Below are 23,449 nucleotides of genomic sequence, written 5' to 3'. Positions count from 1 at the left end.
CAAGCCCGGCTCCCACATTTTGATTTGTGAATCCAGTCAAATGTGGGAGCTGCCTTGCCTGCGATAGCGGTCTAGCGGTTAAACCGCTCTACCAGCGAGTACTGAGTATTGGCGGTATGCGTCAGCTCTTCACTCAACTGGGCCGAGTTCAAAGCCTGCTCCGAAGTCTGATCCGCCAACAGCGCAATGGTGCTGATGTTGCGGCTGATCTCTTCGGCCACGGCGCTTTGCTCTTCGGTAGCGGCGGCGATCTGGGTGGTCATGTCGGTGATATTGGCCACTGCTTCGCTGATACCCACCAACGCCTGATCGGCCTCCATCACCTTCGCCACGCCTTCTTCGGCCTGGCGATGCCCAGCAGACATGGTCTGTACGGCGGTGCTGGCGGTCTGCTGCAGTTTGGCGATCAGGGCATGGATCTGCCCGGTGGACTCGCTGGTACGCTGGGCCAGTTGGCGCACTTCATCCGCCACCACGGCAAAGCCACGCCCCATCTCGCCGGCACGGGCCGCTTCGATGGCTGCGTTCAACGCCAGCAGGTTGGTCTGGTCGGCAATGCCCTTGATCACATCGACCACGCCGCCGATTTCGTCGCTGTCCTTGGCCAGTTGGGTCACGGTCAGCCCGGTTTCCCCGACTGCCACCGACAGGCGCTGAATGGCTTCGCGGGTTTCCCCGGCGATATCGCGACCACGCCCGGTCAGGCGATTGGCTTCCTGGGTCGCATCGGCGGTGCGCTGCACATGGCTGGCGACTTCCTGAGTCGTCGCGGCCATTTGATTGACGGCGGTGGCGACTTGTTCAGTCTCCACCCGCTGGCGCTCCAGGCCGCTGGAACTGTTATGAGCCAGTGTATTGGACTTGCGCGCCTGCTCGTTGAGGTGTTCGGCGGTGTCCTGCAAGCGGGTAAGGCAGGTCTTCAACCGTGCTTCCTGGCTGAGGATCGACATCTCCAGGCGCGCCTGGGCACCACGGCTGTCGGTGTACATCTGCGCGATCAGCGGGTCGGAGGTGGTTTGCTCGGTTAGGCGCAGCAAACGCTTGAGGCCGCGCTGTTGCCAGGACAGGCCCATCAGGCCTAGAGGTACGGAAAGCGCGGCTGCCAGGGCGAAGCCCCAGTGGGAGTCGAACCAGATTCCGATCAGAAAGCTCAACTGGCTGACCAGGATAAACGGCAGCCAGTCCTGCAGCACCGGCAGCCATTTGTCACTGCTCGGGATGGCCGACTTACCCTGGTTGATGCGCTGGTAAAGCGCTTCGGCCCGGCGGATCTGCTCGGCGGAGGGCTTGACCCGCACCGACTCGTAGCCGATCACCTGATTGCCGTCGAAGACCGGTGTCACATAAGCGTTGACCCAATAGTGATCGCCGGTCTTGCAGCGGTTCTTGACGATGCCCATCCACGGCAAGCCTTGTTTGAGTGTGGACCACATATGGGCGAAAACGGCCGCAGGTACATCCGGGTGACGAACCAGATTGTGCGGGGCACGCATCAGTTCGTCCCGGGAAAACCCACTGATCTCGACAAACGCGTCGTTGCAGTACGTGATCACGCCTTTGGCATCGGTGGTGGAAATCAACCGTTGCTGAGTGGGGAAGGTACGTTCGCGGTGGGTAACGGGCTGGTTATTACGCATGGTTGTTCAATCCACAAGGCTTTGACAGGTTGTCGACCATCGCAGGGTTTTATTTAACTTGTTTTTGCAATAATCAGCGCGCCATCACACCGTAGCCCGCAGGTGCTGGTGCGGGCTGCTCTCTTGTGCTGATGTGGCGTTCAGCCAGCAAGCATCGGATAGGCAAATAGTCCGAAATACAGCGGATTCAAGCCAAAAAGCGTGGCAATCGCCGCGCTATCCAGGCTTGAACCGACCGCCACTCACGGTAAAAGTGAAAACACCGCCTAAAAAGGCGGTGTTGTGTATAGAGCGTGTCAGTTACGAGGCAATCAACTGCCGCAACACATAGTGCAGAATCCCGCCCGCCTTGAAGTACTCGACTTCATTGAGGGTGTCGATCCGGCACAGCACGTCGACCTTCTCGCGGCTGCCATCTTCTCGGGTAATGACCAGCGTCAGGTTCATTCGTGGCTCAATCTGGGCATTGGTCAGCCCGAGAATGTCGATCTTCTCCTTACCGGTCAGCTTTAGCGCCTTACGGTTCTGGTCCAGCTTGAACTGCAACGGCAGCACGCCCATGCCCACCAGATTGGAACGGTGAATTCGTTCGAAACTCTCGGCAATCACCGCTTTGACCCCCAGCAGGTTGGTGCCCTTGGCTGCCCAGTCGCGGCTCGACCCAGTGCCGTATTCCTGACCGGCGATGACCACCAACGGCGTGCTGGAGGCCTGGTATTTCATGGCCGCATCGTAGATCGGCATTTTCTCCCCGGTAGGGATATAGATCGTATTGCCGCCTTCCTCCCCGCCGAGCATTTCGTTGCGGATGCGGATATTGGCGAAGGTGCCGCGCATCATCACTTCATGATTGCCCCGGCGGGAGCCGTAGGAGTTGAAGTCCCTGGGCTCGACGCCTTGCTCACGCAGGTAATCCCCGGCGGGGCTGTCGGTCTTGATATTACCGGCGGGGGAGATGTGGTCAGTGGTCACCGAGTCCCCGAGCAAGGCCAGGACGTTGGCGCCCTGGACGTCCTTGATCACCGGAAGCGGGCCGGCAATGTTGTCAAAGAACGGTGGATGCTGGATATAGGTGGAGTCCTTCTGCCACACGTAAGTCGCGGCTTGCGGCACTTCAATAGCTTGCCATTGTTCGTCACCGGCAAACACATCGGCGTATTCCTTGTGGAACATGCTTGTGCTGACCTGTGCCACGGCATCGGCAATTTCCTGGCTACTGGGCCAGATGTCCCGCAGGTACACCGGCTTGCCGTCTTTGCCTTCACCCAGCGGCTCACTGCTGATGTCAATCCGCACGCTGCCGGCCAGGGCGTAAGCAACTACTAAGGGCGGGGAGGCCAGCCAGTTGGTTTTTACCAGCGGGTGAACCCGGCCTTCGAAGTTACGGTTGCCCGAGAGTACCGAGGCCACGGTGAGGTCGGCTTTCTGGATGGCTTTTTCAATCGGTTCCGGCAACGGCCCGGAGTTGCCGATACAGGTGGTGCAACCGTAGCCCACCAAGGAAAAGCCCAGTTTGTCGAGGTACTGGGTCAAGCCGGCAGCGTTGTAGTAGTCGGTGACCACTTTGGAGCCTGGCGCCAGGGAACTTTTCACCCACGGTTTGCGTTTGAGACCTCTCTCGACTGCCTTTTTCGCCACCAGCCCGGCAGCCATCATCACGCTGGGGTTGGAGGTGTTGGTGCAGGAGGTAATCGCAGCGATCACCACCGCGCCGTTTTTCAGGCGATAGGTCTGGCCTTCGAAGTCGTAGTCTGTTTCACCGATCATATCGGCATTGCCTACGGCAACACCGCCGCCGCCTTCGCTTTCCAGGCGGCCTTCTTCCTTGTTCGTCGGTTTGAATTGCAGGTCGAGGAAGTCGCTGAAGGCTTGGCCGACATCAGGTAGCGATACCCTGTCCTGTGGGCGTTTCGGCCCGGCGAGGCTGGCTTCGACGCTGCCCATGTCCAGGGCCAGGCTGTCGGTGAACACGGGTTCCTGGCCGGCGATACGCCACAGGCCCTGGACCTTGCTGTAGGCCTCCACCAGTTTCACGGTTTCGGCGGGGCGACCGGACAGGCGCAAGTAGTCCAGGGTCACGTCGTCCACCGGGAAGAAGCCACAGGTGGCGCCATACTCCGGGGCCATGTTGGCGATGGTGGCACGGTCGGCCAGTGGCAGGTCGGCGAGGCCGTCACCATAGAACTCGACGAATTTACCCACTACGCCTTTCTTGCGCAGCATTTGCGTGACCGTCAGCACCAGGTCGGTGGCGGTGATGCCTTCCTTGAGCTTGCCGGTTAATTTGAAACCGATCACTTCCGGGATCAGCATCGACACCGGCTGGCCGAGCATCGCCGCTTCCGCTTCGATACCGCCCACGCCCCAGCCCAAAACGCCGAGGCCGTTGATCATGGTGGTGTGGGAGTCGGTGCCTACCAGAGTGTCGGGGAAGGCGTAGGTGCGGCCGTCCTCATCCTTGGTCCATACGGTGCGGCCGAGGTATTCCAGGTTGACCTGGTGGCAAATGCCAGTGCCCGGCGGGACGACCCTGAAGTTGTCGAAGGCACTTTGGCCCCAGCGCAGGAAGGCATAGCGCTCGCCGTTGCGCTGCATTTCAATGTCGACGTTCTGTTCAAAGGCGCTGGCACTGCCAAACTTGTCGACCATCACTGAGTGGTCGATCACCAGGTCCACCGGCGACAGCGGGTTGATGCGCTGCGGGTCACCGCCAGCCTTGGCCACGGCGGCGCGCATGGCGGCCAGGTCGACCACGGCGGGTACGCCGGTGAAGTCTTGCATCAGTACCCGTGCCGGGCGGTATTGAATCTCGCGGTCGGAGCGGCGCTCCTTGAGCCAGGCGGCCAGGGCCTTGAGGTCCGCCCCGGTGACGGTTTTTCCATCCTCCCAGCGCAGCAGGTTTTCCAGCAGCACTTTGAGGGACATAGGCAACTTGTCCAGATCACCCAGGCTCTTGGCGGCTTCGGGCAGGCTGAAGTAGTGGTAGGTCTTGTCGTCGATCTTTAAGGTTTTAAGGGTTTTCAGGCTATCAAGAGATGACATTGAAATGACTCCTTATGGTCCGCACGGCTACGGACCTGACGGGACGGGCAGAGCTTCTAACCTAGCCCTGTTTTAAGTAGCTGGCTAATTACTGGACTCTATTGAGAAGTCCAAGGTTCCGAAGTCGGCTATCATGCGCGCGTTTTCATGACAGGCATTGCGATAGCGCAAGCCGGTGATCCAGGAGAGTTGATGAACACCCTTTTTATGCACTGCCGGCCGGGATTTGAAGGCGAAGTCTGTTCCGAAATCTCGGAACACGCCGCGCGCCTGAACGTCTCGGGCTACGCCAAGGCCAAGACCGGCAGCGCCTGCGCCGAATTTGTCTGCACCGAAGAAGATGGCGCCAAGCGCCTGATGCACGGCCAGCGCTTTGCCGAGCTGATCTTCCCAAGGCAGTGGGCGCGCGGGGTGTTCATCGACCTGCCAGAAACCGATCGCATCAGCGTAATCCTTGCTCACATGCAAGGCTTCCCGTTGTGCGGCAGCCTGTGGCTGGAGATGGTCGATACCAATGATGGCAAGGAACTGTCGAACTTCTGTAAAAAATTCGAAGGCCACCTGCGCAAGGCGCTGATGGCCGCTGGCAAGCTGGTGGAAGACGCCAGCAAGCCGCGTTTGCTGCTGACCTTCAAGAGCGGCCGTGAAGTGTTCATGGGGTTGGCAGAGTCGAACAATTCGGCAATGTGGCCCATGGGTATTCCCCGCCTGAAGTTTCCCCGGGACGCGCCAAGCCGCTCGACCTTGAAGCTGGAAGAGGCTTGGCACCACTTTATCCCCCGGGATCAGTGGGACGAGCGCCTGCACAGCGACATGACCGGCGTCGACCTGGGCGCCGCGCCCGGCGGCTGGACCTGGCAACTGGTCAACCGCGGCATGCTGGTGACCGCCATCGACAACGGCCCTATGGCCGAAAGCCTGATGGACACCGGCCTGGTGCAGCATTTGATGGCCGACGGCTTCATCTACACGCCCAAGCAGCCGGTGGACTGGATGGTCTGCGATATCGTCGAGAAACCGGCGCGTAACGCAGCCTTGCTGGAAACCTGGATTGGCGAGGGGCATTGCCGTGAAGCGGTGGTCAACCTGAAGCTGCCGATGAAACAGCGTTATGCCGAAGTGAAGCGCTTGCTTGAACGCATCGAGGAAGGCTTCAAGGCACGCGGCATTCGCGTGGAGATCGGCTGCAAGCAGCTGTACCACGACCGTGAAGAAGTGACCTGCCATTTGCGCCGGTTGGATGTGAAGAAACCCAAGGCCCGGTAAACTGGCGGCCAGTTTCAGGAGTGAGTGATGAGCGACATTTTTGACACCGCCGTCGACGGTATCCTCGACGCCACCGGCCTCCACTGCCCGGAACCGGTAATGATGCTGCACCAGCACATCCGCGACCTGGCGCCTGGTGGTTTGCTCAAGGTCATCGCGACCGATCCCTCGACCCGTCGCGATATCCCCAAGTTCTGCGTGTTCCTCGACCATGAACTGGTGGACCAGCAGGAGCAGGCAGGCACCTACCTGTACTGGATTCGCAAGAAGTCCGTTTAAGCCCTGGCCTGCTCAAAACGAATCCGCTTGCGCGCACTGCGTGTCAGGCGGATCACCAGCATCACTGCGGCACAGCTCAACCCCACGATCAGCCCTTGCCACAAGCCGCTTGGACCACGGGCCTCGCCCAGCCAGTCCGTTAGCCCCAGCACGTAACCCACCGGCAGGCCTACGGCCCAATAAGCGAACAGGGTCAGGATCATGGTCACCCGTGTGTCCTGATAACCGCGCAAGGCGCCGGCGGCCGTGACCTGGATCGCATCGGAAAACTGGAACAGCGCAGAAAACACAATCAGCATCGCTGCTATCTGGATCACCATGGGGTCCGAGGTGTAGATGGTTGCGATCTGCTCGCGAAACAGCAACATCAGGCTGCAAGACACGCAGGCGTAGGCCAGTGCCGTGCCCATCCCCACGCCGGCGGCAAAGCGCGCTTCACGAGGCTCGCCACGGCCCAGGGCCTGGCCGACCCGTACGGTGACAGCCATGCTCAGGGAGTAGGGAATCATGAACACCAGGGAGCTGAAGTTCAGGGCGATCTGGTGCCCGGCCACCACTGTGGCGCCGAGACTGCCGATCAGCAGGGCGATCACCGCGAAGATGCTCGATTCGGCAAAAATCGCAATGCCAATGGGCAAGCCGATGTTCAGTACCCGCTTGATCACCGCCCATTGCGGCCAATCGAAGCGCTTGAACAACTCGCTCGACTGATAGACCGGCGCCCAGCGCGTCCAGGCGGCGAGGCCGAGCATCATCACCCACATCACGATCGCCGTGGCCCAGCCGCAACCGATGCCGCCCATTGCCGGTACGCCGAAATGCCCGTAGATGAACACATAGTTCAGTGGAATATTCAGCGCCAGCCCGCACAGGCCCATGACCATGCTCGGCCGCGTTCGTCCTAGGCCATCACTGAAGCAGCGCAGCACGTAATACAGTGCAATCGCTGGCATGCCCGAGGCGATACCGTGCAGGTAGCCCATGCTCGGTGTGATCAGTTCGGGGTCGACCTTCATGGCATGCAGGATCGGCTCGGCGCTGATCAGTAATAACAGTGCCGTGATCCCGACCACCAGCGCCAGCCACAGCGACTGACGCACCAGCGGCCCGATCTCGCGGTGATTGCCGGCGCCAAAGCGCTGGGCGACCTTCGGCGTGGTGGCCAGCAGGGTGCCGGTCATCAGCAGGTACACCGGAATCCAGATCGAGTTGCCCAAGGCCACCGCCGCCAGGTCTCTTGAGCTGACACGCCCGGCCATTACCGCATCGACAAAGCCCATGGCGGTAGTCGCCAGTTGCCCGATTATGATCGGTAGGGCCAGGGCCAGCAGGTTGCGCACTTCCAGGCGCACGCGGGCGGGACGGGTGAGGGCGGGGGTATCAGCGGCAGTGTTCACGTACGTAGTCCAGAAAGGGGGGGAGCGCAGGACGGCGCATTCTACGCCTTGACGCATCGGTCAGGAAAAAACCTGTGTTGTGGATTTGTAAACGGTCTACCTTCCCACCCCTGTACACTGCTGATCCGCGAAAGGAGCCTGCCATGCTGATTGTTGCCGACGAAAATATCCCGCTGCTCGACGCCTTCTTCGAAGCGTTTGGCGAGATCCGACGGGTGCCCGGCCGTTCCATTGACCGCGCCACCCTTGAGCAAGCGGATGTGCTGTTGGTGCGTTCGGTCACTAACGTCAACCGCGCGTTGCTACAAGGCACGCCGGTGCGCTTTGTCGGGACGTGCACCATTGGCACCGACCACCTGGACCTCGACTACTTCCAGCGGGCCGGCATCCAGTGGTCCAGCGCGCCGGGCTGCAATGCCCGTGGCGTGGTCGACTATGTGCTGGGCAGCCTGCTGACCTTGGCCGAGATCGAAGGAGTGGATCTGGCTCAACGCACCTACGGCGTAGTGGGTGCAGGTGAGGTTGGTGGGCGACTGGTCAAGGTTCTCAAGGGCCTGGGCTGGAATGTGCTGGTCTGCGACCCGCCACGGCAAATCGCCGAAGACGGTGATTTCGTCAGCCTGGAACAGATTGTCGAGCAGTGCGACGTCATCAGTCTGCACACGCCGCTGAGCAAGTCCGGCAATGGCTCCACTTGGCACCTGTTTGATCGTCAGCGTCTAAACCAACTCAAAACCGGCACTTGGCTGATCAATGCCAGCCGTGGTCCGGTGGTGGATAACGCGGCCCTCAAGGACGTGCTGCTGGAGCGCGAAGACCTGCAAGCGGTGCTGGATGTCTGGGAAGGCGAGCCACAGGTGGATGCCGAACTGGCCGACTTGTGTGTGTTGGCGACTCCGCACATTGCCGGTTATAGCCTCGATGGCAAGCAGCGCGGCACGGCCCAGATCTATCACGCGTTTTGTAAACATCTTGGGCAAGCACCGAGCATTCAGTTAAGCAACTTGCTGCCTGAGCCTTGGTTGGCTGAAGTCAGCCTCAATGCCAGCACCGATCCAACCCGGGCCTTGGCCATGTTGTGCCGCAGTGTCTACGACCCGCGCCGCGACGACGCGGATTTCCGTCGCAGCCTTGTGGGAACCGTGGAAGAGCAGCGCAAAGCGTTTGATCTGCTGCGCAAGCACTATCCTGAGCGTCGGGAGATTGATGGGTTGAAGGTGCGGATCAACGGGGAGTCGGCGCAGTTGGATGCTATCGTCACGGCACTCGGTGCGACGCTCTCCTGATATTCACGGCCATAAAAAACCGGCCCTATAGGCCGGTTCTGAAAGGGTGCGGGCGTATCAGCCTTGCTCGGCAGGCTTGACCAATTTTTGTTCCAGTTCTCGGCAAGCGTCCTGGATCATGTCTTCGGTAATCTGCACCTCGCGGCCTTGAGCGTCGATATACGAGCAAGGCAAATGCTGCGGTTGGCGGATCACTTCAATGTTGGTATCGCTGCTATTTTGCAAGGACATGGCCTGTCTCCTCATCAGGTTGTGTACCTACTCTAAGACCCCCGCATGACCGAGCTGTTACAGCGCCTTACAAGATCGGCGGTTCGAGTCCATAGTCCAGCAGAAGCCGCTACAGATTTCCAGCCGGACTTTAGACCGATAGCCTCTAGAAGCTATCGTTGATGAGCATAATTAACCTGACTCATTGTGATTTAGCCAAATTCCATTGAATTGCGGTGTAGGCTTGAGGCTGTATCCATCAGGTGATGTTCTCCATGCTCTCAGCCCGTCAACGCCGCGCCATTCGCCTGGCCAGCCGCTTTATCGCGCCTTATCGATGGCAGGCACTGGGTGCCTTGCTGGCGCTGGTTGTCACCGCTGGCATCACCTTATCCATGGGGCAGGGTATCCGCCTGTTGGTAGACCAGGGGTTCATGACCCAATCGCCCCATTTGCTCAACCAGTCCATCGGCTTGTTTATGATTCTGGTAGTGGGCCTGGCAGTGGGTACCTTTGCCCGCTTCTACCTGGTGTCATGGATCGGCGAGCGTTGCGTGGCGGACATTCGCCGACAGGTGTTCAACCACTTGATCTACCTGCATCCAGGCTTCTATGAAAACAATCGCAGCTCGGAAATCCAGTCGCGCCTGACCGCTGATACCACGTTGCTGCAATCGGTGATCGGTTCGTCGCTGTCCCTGTTCCTGCGCAATGCCTTAATGGTGATCGGTGGGATCGTGCTGCTGTTCATCACCAACCCCAAGCTCACCAGCATCGTGGTGGTGGCGCTGCCGTTGGTGCTGGCGCCGATTCTGATTTTCGGCCGCCGGGTGCGTAGCCTGTCGCGGTTGAGCCAGGACCGCATCGCTGATGTCGGCAGCTACGTGTCGGAAACCCTTGGGCAGATCAAAACCGTTCAGGCCTACAACCACCAGCGCCAGGACGAACAGCGCTTCGCCGTGACCGTGGAAGAGGCCTTCGATACCGCGCGCAAGCGCATTGTCCAGCGCGCCTGGCTCATCACCCTGGTGATCGTGCTGGTACTGGGCGCCGTGGGCGTGATGCTCTGGGTTGGTGGTATGGACGTGATCGCCGGGCGCATATCAGGCGGCGAGCTGGCGGCCTTTGTGTTTTACAGCCTGATTGTTGGTAGCGCCTTCGGCACCCTGAGCGAAGTGATCGGCGAGCTGCAACGGGCGGCCGGCGCGGCAGAGCGTATTGCCGAGTTGTTGCAGTCGAGCAATGAAATCCAGGCGCCCGCCAATGGCACCGTCAAACTGCCTGAGCGGGTAAGCGGTAGCCTGGCGTTGCAAGACCTGAGCTTTTCCTACCCGTCACGTCCAGATCGCTTTGCCATCGATGGCCTGAATCTGACCATCAATGCAGGTGAAACCCTGGCATTGGTAGGACCGTCCGGTGCCGGCAAATCAACCCTCTTCGACCTGCTGCTACGCTTCTACGATCCACAACAAGGTCGCGTTCTGCTGGAAGGCCACCCCCTTACCGAACTGGACCCGCTGGACCTGCGCCGCTGCTTCGCCCTGGTCTCCCAGAGCCCGGCGCTGTTCTTCGGCAGCGTCGAAGAAAACATCCGCTACGGCAACCCCTCTGCCACGTTTGCCCAAGTCGAAGAAGCTGCTCGTATCGCCCACGCCCACGACTTCATCCTGCAAATGCCTGATGGCTACCAGACTCATCTGGGCGACGGCGGCATGGGCCTTTCCGGCGGCCAGCGCCAACGTCTGGCTATCGCCCGCGCGCTGCTGGTGGACGCGCCTATCCTGCTGCTGGACGAAGCCACCAGCGCCCTTGATGCCCAGAGCGAACACTTGATCCAGCAAGCTTTGCCTCAATTGATGCAGGGTCGTACCACGCTGGTGATTGCTCATCGACTGGCCACCGTGAAAAACGCTGACCGGATTGCGGTGATGGATCAGGGCAAGTTGGTGGCGGTGGGGACGCATCAACAATTAATTGCCAGTAACCCTCTGTATGCGCGGTTGGCGGCGTTGCAGTTCAGTGATGGGGGCAGGGAGCCGCATACAGGTTAAATCGTCGGCCATAAAAAATGCCCGCATCTCTCAATGCGGGCATTTTCATTTCAGCTTGAAGTTCAAGGCTTGCTGCTTGCCGTTGCCTTCTTACTGATCATCAAAATACCGCTCATGCCAATCCACCAAAGGCTGTGGCGCATTGAGCTTTTGCCCGTAGATAACCGAATAAGACAGCACGTTCTGCACATACTGGCGGGTTTCGTCGAATGGAATGCTTTCCACCCACACGTCGAAACTCAGGTGGTCAGCGCCGCGCAGCCATTGGCGCACACGGCCGGGGCCTGCGTTGTAGGCGGCAGAAGCGAGGACGCGGTTGCCATTGAATTGGCTGTGAACCTGGCTGAGGTACGCAGCGCCGAGCTGGATGTTCTTGTCCGGGTCCAGCACTTGCTGCGGTGAGGCTAGCGGGATGCTGAACTTGCGCGCGGTTTCCTTGGCGGTGGCGGGCATCAGTTGCATCAGGCCGCTGGCGCCGACGCCGGAGCGGGCGTCGTCCATGAAGGCGCTTTCCTGGCGGGTGATGGCGAACACCCAGCTTGAGTGCAGCCCACGGACCTTGGCTTCACGCACCAGGGTGTCGCGGTGGGCCATGGGGAAGCGGATGTCCAGGTCGTCCCAGTATTGCGCCTGGCTGATGGTGCGGATCGCCGGGAAGTACCACTTCATGTCGTAAGCCAGTTTGGCCTGGGCGACCATTTCGTCACGGTTGAAGTGGCGGCTGACGTGGTACCACTCGCGGCGCCCATCGACGATCTGCCCGCGAGCGTAGAACTCCAGGGCGCGCCTCACTCCGGGGGTGTTACGGACCTTGTTGGCCAGCGCCTGGCTCATCACCAGCGGTTTGTTGTTCAGCTGATAGGGGGCTTGGGAGCGATCTGCCGCGAGGAAACCATAGAAGTCACGCTCGCGCGCCAGGCCTTTGTACAGCACCAGGGCTTGCGGGTTTTTCGGTTCGGCCAGCTCCAGGGCGCGGGCTTGCCAGTAGCGCCAGCGGTTGGTGGTGGCCAGGTCCTGGGGCAGTTTGCGAGTCAATTGATAAGCGTCTTCCCAGCGAGCGAGGCGCAACAGCAGCCGCAGGCGCCATTCGGAAACGGTGTTGTCCCGCAACTCCGGGTCGTATTTGGTCATCACGTCCAGGGCGCGAGGGTCGTAGCGTCGCGCTAGGGTCAAGCCGATTTCCCGGGCGATGGACACTTTTTCGTCACGGGAGAAATGCATGCTGGTGGCATACCCATCGAGCAAGGCCAAGGCCTTTTCGGGGTCCTGGCGTGCCAGGCGGCGAAGACCCAGGCCGACCGCGTCGGACATTGCCTCGGTCGTCGGCAGGAAGCGTGATGGGTTGCTGAGCAAATCAGGCTTTTGCGCGACGTCCACCATCAGTCGGCCTTGGGCGCCGAGGGTGGGCAGAGTTTTCACCAAGCTGTTGGCCAGCGCGTAGTTGCGCGCTTCGGCGGCCAGTTTGGTGCGGCTCCAGATTTTCTGTTCGGTCAGTTGGCCGTCAGCGGCCCATTGTCCAAACGTCGCATCGCAGGCGGCGGGTTGGGATTTGCCGGTGAGCCACAGTTTCTCGGCGGTTTTATAGCCTTCGGCCTTGAGGTTGTGGCTTAGCTGGAACTGGCCATGGAGGCAGTCCAGTTCGGTGAAATTGAGCTTGGCGTCGTAGTACTTTTCAAAGGTCTGCCAGTCACCCCGTTCGGCCAGCCAGCGTAACCAGCGCAGTTTCATCCAGTTGGCCTGGGGCAGGTCGCCGTTTTTTGCCAGGAATTGTTCGATCTCCTGGTTGCTGGCGGATTTCAGTCGGGCGGTCAGTTCGTCGTAGGCCAGGTACGGCGTCAGCGGATAATCCGCCAGGGCCTGGCTGTATTGCATGTAAGGGCCGGTATCGCCTTTGGCCAATGCCCGCTTGGCTTGATCGTAATATTGGCGTTGGGTGGTCAAGTCCACAGCCTGGGCGGTTTGAGCGGCAGTGGCGGAAAGAAGTAGGCAAGATAAAAAATTGAAAAGGCGACTGCGCATGAGACGTCCGTGCAGAGAAATCACGACTAGTGCCGACGCTGCCGACACTGATTACCTCTAGCTTAGCCTTTTGCCTGCAACCGGTGAAAGCTTTGCCGGCTGCTTCGTTCAAGTTCGCTGGAAATCTTCTGCAGAACATGTCGGCGGCGAAAATGCCGGCCGCCTCAGGCCCTAAGTCAGGTAGAATACGCGCCCAGTTTTTGGAGAAGCTCATGACCCTGCTCAAATTCAGCGATGTGTCCCTTGCTTTCGGCGCTATGCCGTTGTTGGACAAGGTGTCCTGGCAGATCGCCCGTGGTGAGCGGGTGTGTATCATCGGCCGCAACGGCACCGGCAAGTCCAGCATGATGAAGCTGGTAAAAGGCGACCAGAAGCCCGATGAAGGCTCTGTCTGGCGCGCCCCGGGCCTCAAGATTGGCGAATTGCCGCAAGAATTGCCGGTGGCCGACGAACGGACTGTGTTCGACGTGGTTGCCGAAGGCCTGGACGGTGTCGGTGAGTTGCTTGCGCAATACCACCACTTGAGCCAGAACATCGTCACCGCCGCGGACCTGGACAAGCTGATGCACGTCCAGCACGACCTCGAAGCCCGTGACGGCTGGCGCCTGCAGCAATTGGTCGACAGCACCCTCAGCCGCCTGCAACTGCCTGCCGACAAGACCCTCGCCGAATTGTCCGGCGGCTGGCGTCGTCGCGTCCTGCTGGCCCAGGCCCTGGTTTCCGAACCGGACCTGCTGCTGCTCGACGAACCGACTAACCACCTGGATATCGGCGCAATTGCCTGGCTGGAAGAAGCCCTCAAGGACTTCCAGGGCGCTGTGCTGTTTATCACGCACGACCGTTCCTTCCTGCAAAACCTCGCGACCCGCATCCTGGAACTGGATCGCGGTGGCCTGATCGACTGGAACGGCGACTACGCCAGCTTCCTGGTACACAAAGAGGCGGCTCTGTCGGCTGAAGATACCGCCAACGCGCTGTTCGACAAGAAACTGGCCCAGGAAGAAGTCTGGATCCGGCAGGGCATCAAGGCGCGTCGCACCCGTAACGAAGGTCGCGTACGCGCCCTGAAGGCCCTGCGCAACGAGCGTAGCGAGCGTCGTGAGCGCACCGGCAAGGCCAATATTCAGCTGGATACCGCCGACAAGTCGGGTAAGCAGGTAATGGTCCTGGACAACGTGAGCTTCGCTCACCCGGGCGGCCCGTTCCTGATCAAGGACTTCTCGATGGTCCTGCAGCGCGGCGACCGCATTGGTTTGCTCGGCGCCAACGGTACCGGCAAGACCACCTTGCTCAAGCTGATGCTCAGCGGCCTGCAACCGACCAGCGGTAAAGTGGAAGAGGGCACGCGCATCGACGTAGCCTACTTCGACCAGTTGCGTCACCAGTTGGACCTGGAGAAAACCGTGATCGACAACGTCGCCGAAGGTCGCGACTTTATCGATATCGACGGCCAGAGCCGCCACGTGCTGAGCTACCTGGGCGACTTCCTGTTTAGCCCGCAACGTGCACGTACGCCGGTCAAAGCATTGTCTGGCGGTGAGCGTGCGCGCCTGCTGTTGGCCAAGCTGTTCAGCAAACCGGCCAACCTGCTGGTGCTCGATGAACCGACCAACGACCTGGACGTGGAAACCCTGGAGCTGCTGGAAGAGGTCTTGTTGACTTTCAACGGCACCGTGCTGATGGTCAGTCACGACCGGGCATTCCTCGACAACGTGGTCACCAGCACCCTGGTCTTTGAAGGTGAAGGCAAGGTTCGCGAATACGTCGGTGGTTATCAAGACTGGCTGCGTCAGGGCGGCTCGCCGCGTCTGCTGGGCGTGACCGAAAGCAAATCCGGCAAGGCTGACCTGGCTTCGGCCGTGGTGACGCCGGCTGCCGCTGCTCCTGCAGAAGCACCGGTGGCAAAGAAGAAGCTCAGCTACAAGCTGCAGCGCGAGCTGGAAGCGTTGCCGGGTGATATCGACGCCAAGGAAAAGCAGATTGCTGGTGTTGAGGCCGAAATGGCTGACGCGAGTTTCTATCAGCGTCCTGCGGCTGAAACCGCCAAGGTCATTGCTTCCCTTGAGCAGTTGCAGGCTGAGTTGGACGTATTGGTTGAGCGTTGGGCCGAGCTGGATGCCTGATTGATTCTGCGGCAATAAAAAACCCGGCGTGCACTTAGGTGAACGCCGGGTTTTTTGTAGGAGCTAGCTTGCTCGCGATGCTCGTTAACGATAACGCGGGGTGCCTGACACGGTGAGGTGCTCTCAGGTTTTTCGCGAGCAAGCTCGCTCCTACACTGCTTTGATCAGTCTCACTGCCAGCACATCACATGGCGCGCCATGCAGCACATCATTGGCGGTGGAGCCCAGGAGCAAGGCCAAGCCGTGACGGCCATGGCTGCCGACCACAATCAGGTCACAGCCTTGTTCCTTGGCCAGGTGATGGATTTCCTGGCGCGGCTGGCCGTAGGTCAAGTGGCTCTGATCTTTTTTCAGTGCCGGATACTTGGCAATCAATCGCTCAAGCCGTTCCTTGGCTTGATCGAACTGTTGTTGTTGCAGCTGTGAAAGGTCCATCGGTACATCGCCGCCAAAGGCCATGGCCATGGGTTCGACGATATGCACCAGGGACAGCTTGACGGTGTCGCCGGCAAGTTCAACGGCGCGCTTGATCACTGGATCGCACTCTTCGGTCAGATCCACAGCGACCAGAATATGTTGGTAGGGCATGAAGAGTTCCTCCAAAGGAAAGCGATAAGTTCAGTATGGCTGGTTTCAAGCGGATGGGCTTGCGTCAGGTCAAATCCGCTCATCAAGAATTCGGGAGTACACATATGACGGTCTGGATAGTGGTGTCAATCCTTGCGGTGGTTTTGAGCCCTCTGGCATGGCTGCGTCCATCGCGTCATTCGAGTGGGCGCATGGCTCTGCGCATGGAGGCACGCCGCATTGGCCTGGCCATGCAACTGGTGCCTCAGGAGTGGCCGCACTGGCTCAAGCAGGAGCCGCCGAGCCCGTGTGCGCAGTATCACCGGCCACGGCGCGGCAGCCGGCCTTCGATCTGGAGTTATTGGCAGCTGGAGCCGGGTGTGTGGGTCAATCAGTGGCAGGAAGTCTGCGTTGACGAGAAATTGTTGCCACATTTTGCGACGCTGCCCGACAACGTCTACAAGGTGGAGGCGGATGCGCAGATGATCACTTTGTACTGGGGTGAGAAGGGTGAAATGAGTGTTTTGCAGGACATTACTGCGCTGCTTAAGGCACTGGCCTGATTGGTTCCTGGAGGAACGGTATGTTTTCGCGGGCAATAAAAAGCCCGATATCAACATCGGGCGGGGTTGGCCAGGCAGGCCGGAAACTCTTCAGTGCTGGCTTTCATTTCACGCCGGATATTCGTCCAAGCGTTCATGTGATCTTGCTAAGGTTGTCGCTAGCGTAGCTGCTGACGCCAGTCTGTACAGGCCTTCGCACGTATTTTCTTATTATTGATTGCGTGAATGGTTCGCCATCCATCCGGCTGCAACTTGCCCTCATGGTTCTGAAATGACTGAAAAGTCGCGTTTTTCAGGCCCTTTCGGGCGATTGACAATTGTCGGGATTTGGATGAAGGTGGTGTACCCAAATCAAACGGGCGTATGAATTGAGCGTTTGTATTAGCGAGCGCTCCTACAGAATCCCGACTATCGCGTTGGCGGGTGTGCCTGGCGAATTGGCGTTAGCATCGACGGTAACGTCAATGCTGAAGCTTGTGCCTGCGTCCGACGTGTACTGTTCAGCTTCCATATCGTGGAGATCAGTTGATGATTTACGAAGGTAAAGCCATCACGGTTAAGGCTCTTGAAAGTGGCATCGTCGAATTGAAATTCGACCTCAAGGGTGAGTCCGTCAACAAGTTCAACCGTCTAACCCTGAACGAACTGCGTCAGGCCGTAGACGCCATCAAAGCAGATGCTTCGGTCAAGGGCGTGATCGTTTCCAGCGGCAAGGACGTGTTTATCGTCGGCGCTGACATCACCGAATTCGTCGAGAGCTTCAAGCTGTCCGATGCCGAGCTTGTAGCTGGCAACCTCGAAGCCAACAAGATTTTCAGCGATTTCGAAGACCTCAACGTACCGACCGTTGCCGCGATCAATGGCATCGCCCTGGGCGGCGGTTTGGAAATGTGCCTGGCTGCGGACTACCGCGTCATGGTCACGACCGCGAAAATCGGTCTGCCGGAAGTCAAGCTGGGCATCTACCCAGGCTTTGGCGGTACCGTGCGCCTGCCGCGCATCATCGGTGCCGACAACGCCATCGAATGGATCGCCGCCGGCAAGGAAAACCGTGCTGAGGACGCGCTGAAAGTCGGCGCCGTCGATGCCGTGGTTGCTCCCGAGAAGCTGGCCGAGGCCGCACTGAACCTGATCAAAGGCGCCATCAGCGGCGAATTTGACTACAAGGCCAAGCGTCAGCCGAAGCTGGAAAAACTCAAGCTCAACGCCATCGAACAAATGATGTCGTTCGAGACCGCCAAGGGTTTCGTCGCTGGTCAAGCCGGCCCGAACTACCCGGCGCCGGTTGAAGCCATCAAGACCATCCAGAAAGCCGCGAACTTCGGTCGCGACAAGGCGCTGGAAATCGAAGCCGCAGGTTTCGTCAAACTGGCCAAGACCTCTGCCGCGCAGAGCTTGATCGGTCTGTTCCTGAACGATCAGGAGCTGAAGAAAAAGGCCAAGGCCTACGACGAAATCGCCAAGGACGTGAAACAGGCTGCCGTACTCGGCGCCGGTATCATGGGTGGCGGTATCGCCTATCAGTCGGCGTCCAAAGGCACGCCGATCCTGATGAAAGACATCAACGAGCACGGTATCGAGCAGGGTCTGGCAGAAGCCGCGAAACTGCTGGTGGGCCGCGTTGATAAAGGTCGCATGACTGCAGCCAAGATGGCCGAAGTGCTCAACGGCATTCGTCCGACCCTGTCCTACGGTGATTTCGGCCACGTCGACCTGGTGGTCGAAGCGGTTGTCGAGAATCCGAAGGTCAAGCAGGCGGTACTGGCTGAAGTCGAGGCCCATGTCGGTGAAGACACCATCCTGGCTTCCAACACCTCGACCATTTCCATCACCTTGCTGGCCAAGGCCCTCAAGCGTCCGGAAAACTTCGTCGGCATGCACTTCTTCAACCCGGTGCACATGATGCCGCTGGTGGAAGTGATCCGTGGCGAGAAGTCCAGTGAGCTGGCCGTTGCCACCACCGTGGCCTACGCCAAGAAAATGGGCAAGAACCCGATCGTCGTCAACGACTGCCCGGGCTTTTTGGTCAACCGTGTGCTGTTCCCGTACTTCGGCGGTTTCGCCAAGTTGGTCAGCGCTGGTGTGGACTTCGTCCGTATCGACAAGGTCATGGAAAAATTCGGCTGGCCAATGGGCCCGGCGTACCTGATGGACGTGGTCGGTATCGACACCGGCCACCACGGTCGCGACGTAATGGCGGAAGGCTTCCCGGACCGCATGAAAGACGACCGTCGTTCGGCCATCGATGCGCTCTACGAAGCCAAGCGCCTGGGCCAGAAGAATGGCAAGGGCTTCTACGCCTACGAGACCGACAAGCGCGGCAAGCAGAAGAAAGTCGCCGATCCGTCGGTGCTGGAAGTGCTCAAGCCGATCGTCTACGAGCAGCGTGAAGTGTCCGACGAGGACATCATCAACTGGATGATGATCGCTCTGTGCCTGGAAACCGTGCGCTGCCTGGAAGACGGCATTGTCGAAACCGCTGCCGAAGCCGACATGGGTCTGGTCTACGGTATTGGTTTCCCTCCATTCCGTGGCGGTGCGCTGCGCTACATCGATTCGATCGGTGTGGCCGAGTTCGTTGCCCTGGCTGATCAGTACGCTGATTTGGGCCCGCTGTACCACCCGACTGCGAAGCTGCGTGAGATGGCCAAAAACGGCCAGAGCTTCTTCGGTTAAGCGCCCAAACGACTAGAGCGAGAATATTTATGAGCTTGAATCCAAGAGACGTCGTGATTGTCGACTTCGGTCGCACTCCAATGGGCCGCTCCAAGGGCGGCATGCACCGCAACACCCGCGCCGAAGACATGTCGGCGCACCTGATCAGCAAATTGCTGGAACGCAACGTCAAGGTCGATCCGAGCGAAGTCGAAGACGTGATCTGGGGTTGTGTGAACCAGACCCTGGAGCAGGGCTGGAACATCGCGCGGATGGTGTCGCTGATGACACCGATCCCGCACACCGCTGCTGCCCAGACCGTCAGCCGCCTGTGTGGCTCGTCCATGAGTGCCCTGCACACTGCCGCGCAAGCGATCATGACCGGCAACGGTGATGTATTTGTGGTGGGTGGCGTCGAGCACATGGGCCACGTCAGCATGATGCACGGTGTCGATCCGAACCCGCACATGTCCCTCTACGCGGCGAAAGCCTCGGGCATGATGGGCTTGACCGCAGAAATGCTCGGCAAGATGCACGGCATCACCCGTGAGGCCCAGGACGCATTCGGCGTGCGCTCCCACCAGCTCGCCCACAAGGCGACCCTGGAAGGCAAGTTCAAGGATGAAATCATCCCGATGAACGGCTACGACGAGAACGGTTTCCTGAAACTGTTCGACTACGACGAAACCATTCGTCCGGACACCACCCTGGAAAGCCTGGCGGCCCTCAAGCCTGCCTTCAATCCCAAGGGCGGCACCGTGACAGCCGGTACTTCGTCGCAGATTACTGACGGTGCTTCGTGCATGATCGTGATGTCGGCCCAGCGTGCCCAGGACCTGGGTATTCAGCCGATGGCAGTGATTCGTTCGATGGCAGTGGCAGGTGTGGACCCGGCGATCATGGGCTATGGTCCAGTACCGGCCACACAAAAAGCACTGAAGCGCGCGGGCCTGACTATCTCCGACATCGACTTCTTCGAACTCAACGAAGCTTTCGCCGCACAGGCCCTGCCAGTGCTGAAAGATTTGAAAGTGCTCGACAAGATGAACGAGAAGGTTAACCTGCACGGCGGCGCGATTGCCCTGGGTCACCCATTCGGTTGCTCTGGTGCGCGAATCTCCGGCACGTTGCTTAACGTGATGAAGCAAAATGGCGGCAACCTCGGGGTAGCCACCATGTGCATTGGTCTCGGCCAAGGCATCTCCACCGTCTTCGAACGTATCTAAACGTTGTGTTGACGGAAGCCGGGGCCAAGTGCCCCGGTTTTTTGTTTTTTGGAAGTTTTTGTATTTTTTTTTAACAAATTTTGTAAGAGCGCCAGAGCATGAAAGTCGAACCCGGGCTCTACCAGCATTATAAAGGTCCGCAGTACCGCGTTTTTAATGTTGCGCGGCATTCTGAGACCGAAGAGGAAGTGGTGTTTTACCAAGCACTGTATGGCGATTACGGCTTTTGGGTGCGTCCCTTGAGCATGTTCCTGGAGACCCTCGAAGTTGACGGCGAGCAGGTCCCGCGCTTTGCTTTGATCCAGGTCGAACCGAGCCTTTTTTCAGCGTAATAAAGGCAGGCCGCGCGCAATGCTGCGCTTGACCTCACCTTGTTGCCACTATATATAGCGTTGCCGCGTCAGGCGCCAACCGCCTTTCACTTCTCGAATTCAGGAATTTTCCGATCCATGGGCAAATCGCTGGTCATTGTGGAATCCCCGGCTAAGGCCAAGACCATCAACAAGTACTTGGGTAACGAGTACGTGGTGAAGTCGAGTATCGGCCATATCCGAGACCTGCCCACCAGCGGTTCGGCTAGCGCCAGCAAGGAGCCTGCCGCCAAGCGCGGCAAGGCGGCTGCGGGCGAAGGTCCGGTGCTCACGCCTAAAGAGAAAGCGCGCAAGCAGCTGGTCTCGCGCATGGGTGTCGATCCCGACCATGGCTGGAAAGCCCAGTACGAGATCCTCCCGGGCAAGGAAAAGGTCATCGAAGAGCTGCGCCGGCTCGCCAAGGATGCTGACATCATCTATCTCGCAACCGACTTGGATCGCGAGGGGGAAGCCATTGCCTGGCACCTGCGCGAAGCCATCGGTGGTGATGACAGCCGCTACAAGCGCGTGGTGTTCAACGAAATCACCAAGAAAGCGATTCAGGAGGCCTTCTCCAAGCCGGGCGAACTGGACATCGATCGGGTTAACGCTCAACAGGCCCGTCGTTTCCTCGACCGCGTAGTGGGTTACATGGTCTCGCCACTGCTGTGGGCGAAGATCGCCCGTGGTCTGTCCGCCGGCCGTGTGCAATCGGTAGCGGTGAAGCTGGTGGTGGAGCGTGAGCGCGAGATTCGTGCGTTCAACCCTGAAGAATACTGGGAAATCCATGCTGATCTCGGCAGCACCAAGGGCGCAACCGTGCGCTTTGACGTGGCCCGCGAGAAAGGCGAGGCCTTCAAGCCGCTCAACGAAGCCCAGGCCATGGCCGCGCTGGAGAAGCTCAAGGCTTCCAGCTACAGCATCGTCAAGCGTGAAGACAAACCCACCAGCAGCAAGCCGTCGGCGCCGTTCATCACCTCCACCCTGCAGCAGGCCGCGAGCAACCGCCTGGGCTTCGGCGTGAAGAAGACGATGATGATGGCCCAGCGTCTGTATGAAGCGGGCTACATCACCTATATGCGTACCGACTCCACCAACCTGTCGTTGGATGCAGTCGCGATGGCGCGTACTTATATTGAAGGCGAGTTCGGCAAGAAGTACCTGCCGGAAAACCCGAACGTCTACAGCAGCAAGGAAGGCGCACAAGAGGCTCACGAAGCGATTCGTCCGTCTGACGCCAACACCGAGCCAAGCAAGCTGACTGGCATGGAACGTGACGCTGAGCGCCTCTACGAGTTGATCTGGCGCCAGTTCCTGGCCTGCCAGATGCTGCCGGCGCAATACCTGTCGACCACCGTCAGCGTCGCCGCTGGGGACTTCGAGTTGCGGGCCAAGGGCCGCATCCTCAAGTTTGATGGCTACACCCGCGTCATGCCGCAAATCGCCAAGCCGGGCGACGACGACGTGCTGCCGGACATGGCTCAGGGCGACGTGATGAAGCTGATCAAGCTTGATCCGACCCAGCACTTCACCAAGCCGCCGGCCCGTTATTCGGAAGCCAGCCTGGTGAAAGAGATGGAAAAACGCGGTATCGGTCGTCCTTCGACCTACGCGGCGATCATCTCCACCATCCAGGACCGTGGCTACGTGGCCCTGCATAACCGTCGTTTCTATTCGGAAAAGATGGGCGACATCGTCACCGAGCGTCTATCCGAGAGCTTCTCCAACCTGATGGACTACGGCTTCACCGCCGGTATGGAAGAGAACCTCGACGACGTCGCCCAGGGCGAACGGGACTGGAAAAACGTACTCGACGAGTTCTACGGTGACTTCAAGAAGAAACTGGAAGTCGCCGAAAGCGCTGAGAATGGCATGCGCGCCAACCAGCCGGTGATGACGGACATTGCGTGCCTCACCTGTGGGCGGCCGATGCAGATTCGTACTGCGTCCACCGGTGTATTCCTCGGTTGCTCGGGCTACAGCCTGCCGCCGAAGGAGCGTTGCAAGGCCACCGTCAACCTGGTGCCGGGTGACGAGATCGCTGCCGATGACGAGGGTGAATCTGAATCCCTGGTACTGCGCGGCAAGCACCGTTGCCCGATCTGCAGCACGGCGATGGACGCCTACCTGCTGGACGAGAAGCACAAGCTGCATATCTGCGGTAACAACCCGGATTGCAACGGCTACGAGATCGAGGAAGGCAGCTACCGTATCAAGGGCTACGAAGGCCCGAGCCTGGAATGCGACAAGTGCGGCAGCGAGATGCAGCTCAAGACGGGCCGTTTCGGCAAGTTCTTCGGTTGCACCAACCCGACCTGCAAGAACACCCGCAAACTGCTCAAAAGCGGTGATGCGGCGCCGCCGAAGATGGACCCGGTGAAGATGCCTGAACTCAAGTGCCAGAAGGTCAACGACACCTACATCCTGCGCGACGGGGCTTCGGGTTTGTTCCTGGCAGCCAGCCAGTTCCCGAAAAACCGTGAGACTCGCGCGCCACTGGTGATCGAGATCGTGCCCCACAAGGACGAGATTGATCCGAAGTACCACTTTCTCTGTGAAGCGCCGAAGAAAGATCCCGACGGTCGTCCGGCTGTGATCCGCTACAGCCGCAAGACCAAGGAGCAGTACGTACAGACCGAAGTCGAGGGCAAGCCTACCGGCTGGAAAGCGTTCTACGACGGTGGCAAGTGGAAGGTCGAGGACAAGCGTCAAGGCGCTTGATTCGATTGTCCGTTTGACACAAAGGCCGCCTTCACAGGCGGCCTTTGTTTTGGGCTT

The 23,449-nt window shown here is 59.4% G+C and carries 16 protein-coding genes; 10 read left to right on the top strand and 6 right to left on the bottom strand.

Annotation, left to right across the window (positions count from 1 at the left end; all coding sequences use genetic code 11):
- Positions 1 to 71: 71 nt before the first annotated feature.
- Complete coding sequence (locus ACZRKZ_RS22320; protein WP_463969949.1) at positions 72 to 1,637, bottom strand: methyl-accepting chemotaxis protein; 1,566 nt, start codon at positions 1,635 to 1,637, stop codon at positions 72 to 74.
- 300 nt (positions 1,638 to 1,937) lie between these two features.
- Positions 1,938 to 4,679, bottom strand: coding sequence for an aconitate hydratase AcnA (gene acnA, locus ACZRKZ_RS22315; protein ID WP_463982762.1), 2,742 nt, complete (start codon positions 4,677 to 4,679; stop codon positions 1,938 to 1,940).
- Between the two features lie 192 nt (positions 4,680 to 4,871).
- On the opposite strand from acnA, the gene rlmM reads away from it, so the two are divergent.
- Both rlmM and tusA read left to right on the top strand, forming a co-directional pair.
- Positions 4,872 to 5,945, top strand: coding sequence for a 23S rRNA (cytidine(2498)-2'-O)-methyltransferase RlmM (rlmM, locus tag ACZRKZ_RS22310; protein WP_133101613.1), 1,074 nt, complete (start codon positions 4,872 to 4,874; stop codon positions 5,943 to 5,945).
- A 27-nt stretch (positions 5,946 to 5,972) separates the two neighbouring features.
- Positions 5,973 to 6,224 carry a sulfurtransferase TusA gene (gene tusA / locus ACZRKZ_RS22305; RefSeq protein ID WP_133101612.1) on the top strand — a complete coding sequence of 84 codons (252 nt, stop codon included), beginning with the start codon at positions 5,973 to 5,975 and terminating at the stop codon, positions 6,222 to 6,224.
- Here tusA and ACZRKZ_RS22300 read toward each other — a convergent pair.
- Positions 6,221 to 7,621 (bottom strand): MATE family efflux transporter, encoded by a 1,401-nt coding sequence (locus tag ACZRKZ_RS22300; RefSeq protein WP_463982761.1) that lies wholly within the window; start codon positions 7,619 to 7,621, stop codon positions 6,221 to 6,223. The genes tusA and ACZRKZ_RS22300 overlap by 4 nt on opposite strands.
- Before the next feature lie 143 nt (positions 7,622 to 7,764).
- On the opposite strand from ACZRKZ_RS22300, the gene pdxB reads away from it, so the two are divergent.
- Positions 7,765 to 8,907, top strand: a complete 1,143-nt coding sequence (pdxB, locus tag ACZRKZ_RS22295; RefSeq protein WP_463982760.1) for a 4-phosphoerythronate dehydrogenase PdxB — start codon at positions 7,765 to 7,767, stop codon at positions 8,905 to 8,907.
- 57 nt (positions 8,908 to 8,964) lie between these two features.
- On the opposite strand, the gene ACZRKZ_RS22290 is transcribed toward pdxB, so the two are convergent.
- Positions 8,965 to 9,138: a PA1571 family protein gene (locus ACZRKZ_RS22290; RefSeq protein ID WP_463969954.1), complete on the bottom strand. Its 174-nt coding sequence runs from the start codon at positions 9,136 to 9,138 to the stop codon at positions 8,965 to 8,967.
- 245 nt (positions 9,139 to 9,383) lie between these two features.
- Here ACZRKZ_RS22290 and ACZRKZ_RS22285 point away from each other — a divergent pair, with 245 nt between their 5' ends.
- Positions 9,384 to 11,168 (top strand): ABC transporter transmembrane domain-containing protein, encoded by a 1,785-nt coding sequence (locus ACZRKZ_RS22285; protein WP_463982759.1) that lies wholly within the window; start codon positions 9,384 to 9,386, stop codon positions 11,166 to 11,168.
- Positions 11,169 to 11,258: 90 nt separating this feature from the next.
- On the opposite strand, the gene ACZRKZ_RS22280 is transcribed toward ACZRKZ_RS22285, so the two are convergent.
- Entirely contained in the window at positions 11,259 to 13,187 is a 1,929-nt protein-coding gene (locus ACZRKZ_RS22280; RefSeq protein WP_463969956.1) for a transglycosylase SLT domain-containing protein, read from the bottom strand.
- 212 nt (positions 13,188 to 13,399) lie between these two features.
- Between ACZRKZ_RS22280 and ACZRKZ_RS22275 the strand changes: the two genes are divergently transcribed.
- On the top strand, positions 13,400 to 15,310 hold the full coding sequence (locus ACZRKZ_RS22275; RefSeq protein ID WP_463969957.1) for an ATP-binding cassette domain-containing protein: 1,911 nt from the start codon (positions 13,400 to 13,402) through the stop codon (positions 15,308 to 15,310).
- A gap of 150 nt (positions 15,311 to 15,460) precedes the next feature.
- Here ACZRKZ_RS22275 and ACZRKZ_RS22270 read toward each other — a convergent pair whose 3' ends face one another.
- The gene (locus tag ACZRKZ_RS22270) at positions 15,461 to 15,898 is read right to left on the bottom strand and encodes a universal stress protein (RefSeq protein WP_149412886.1); all 438 of its coding nucleotides are present in this window, start codon (positions 15,896 to 15,898) and stop codon (positions 15,461 to 15,463) included.
- Positions 15,899 to 16,002: 104 nt separating this feature from the next.
- Here ACZRKZ_RS22270 and ACZRKZ_RS22265 point away from each other — a divergent pair, with 104 nt between their 5' ends.
- From ACZRKZ_RS22265 to topA, 5 genes are all read left to right on the top strand, one after another.
- Positions 16,003 to 16,440: a hypothetical protein gene (locus tag ACZRKZ_RS22265; RefSeq protein WP_463969958.1), complete on the top strand. Its 438-nt coding sequence runs from the start codon at positions 16,003 to 16,005 to the stop codon at positions 16,438 to 16,440.
- 528 nt (positions 16,441 to 16,968) lie between these two features.
- Complete coding sequence (gene fadB, locus ACZRKZ_RS22260) at positions 16,969 to 19,116, top strand: fatty acid oxidation complex subunit alpha FadB (RefSeq protein ID WP_463982758.1); 2,148 nt, start codon at positions 16,969 to 16,971, stop codon at positions 19,114 to 19,116.
- A gap of 29 nt (positions 19,117 to 19,145) precedes the next feature.
- On the top strand, positions 19,146 to 20,321 hold the full coding sequence (gene fadA / locus ACZRKZ_RS22255) for an acetyl-CoA C-acyltransferase FadA (RefSeq protein ID WP_133101602.1): 1,176 nt from the start codon (positions 19,146 to 19,148) through the stop codon (positions 20,319 to 20,321).
- Between the two features lie 98 nt (positions 20,322 to 20,419).
- Complete coding sequence (locus ACZRKZ_RS22250) at positions 20,420 to 20,653, top strand: DUF1653 domain-containing protein (protein ID WP_463982757.1); 234 nt, start codon at positions 20,420 to 20,422, stop codon at positions 20,651 to 20,653.
- Between the two features lie 117 nt (positions 20,654 to 20,770).
- Positions 20,771 to 23,392, top strand: coding sequence for a type I DNA topoisomerase (gene topA, locus ACZRKZ_RS22245; RefSeq protein WP_463982756.1), 2,622 nt, complete (start codon positions 20,771 to 20,773; stop codon positions 23,390 to 23,392).
- Positions 23,393 to 23,449 lie beyond the last annotated feature (57 nt).

It is taken from the genome of Pseudomonas sp. c313, from assembly GCF_055407145.1.
Note: the sequence above shows the minus strand (reverse complement) of the source record. Positions and strands in the feature narration are given on the sequence as shown.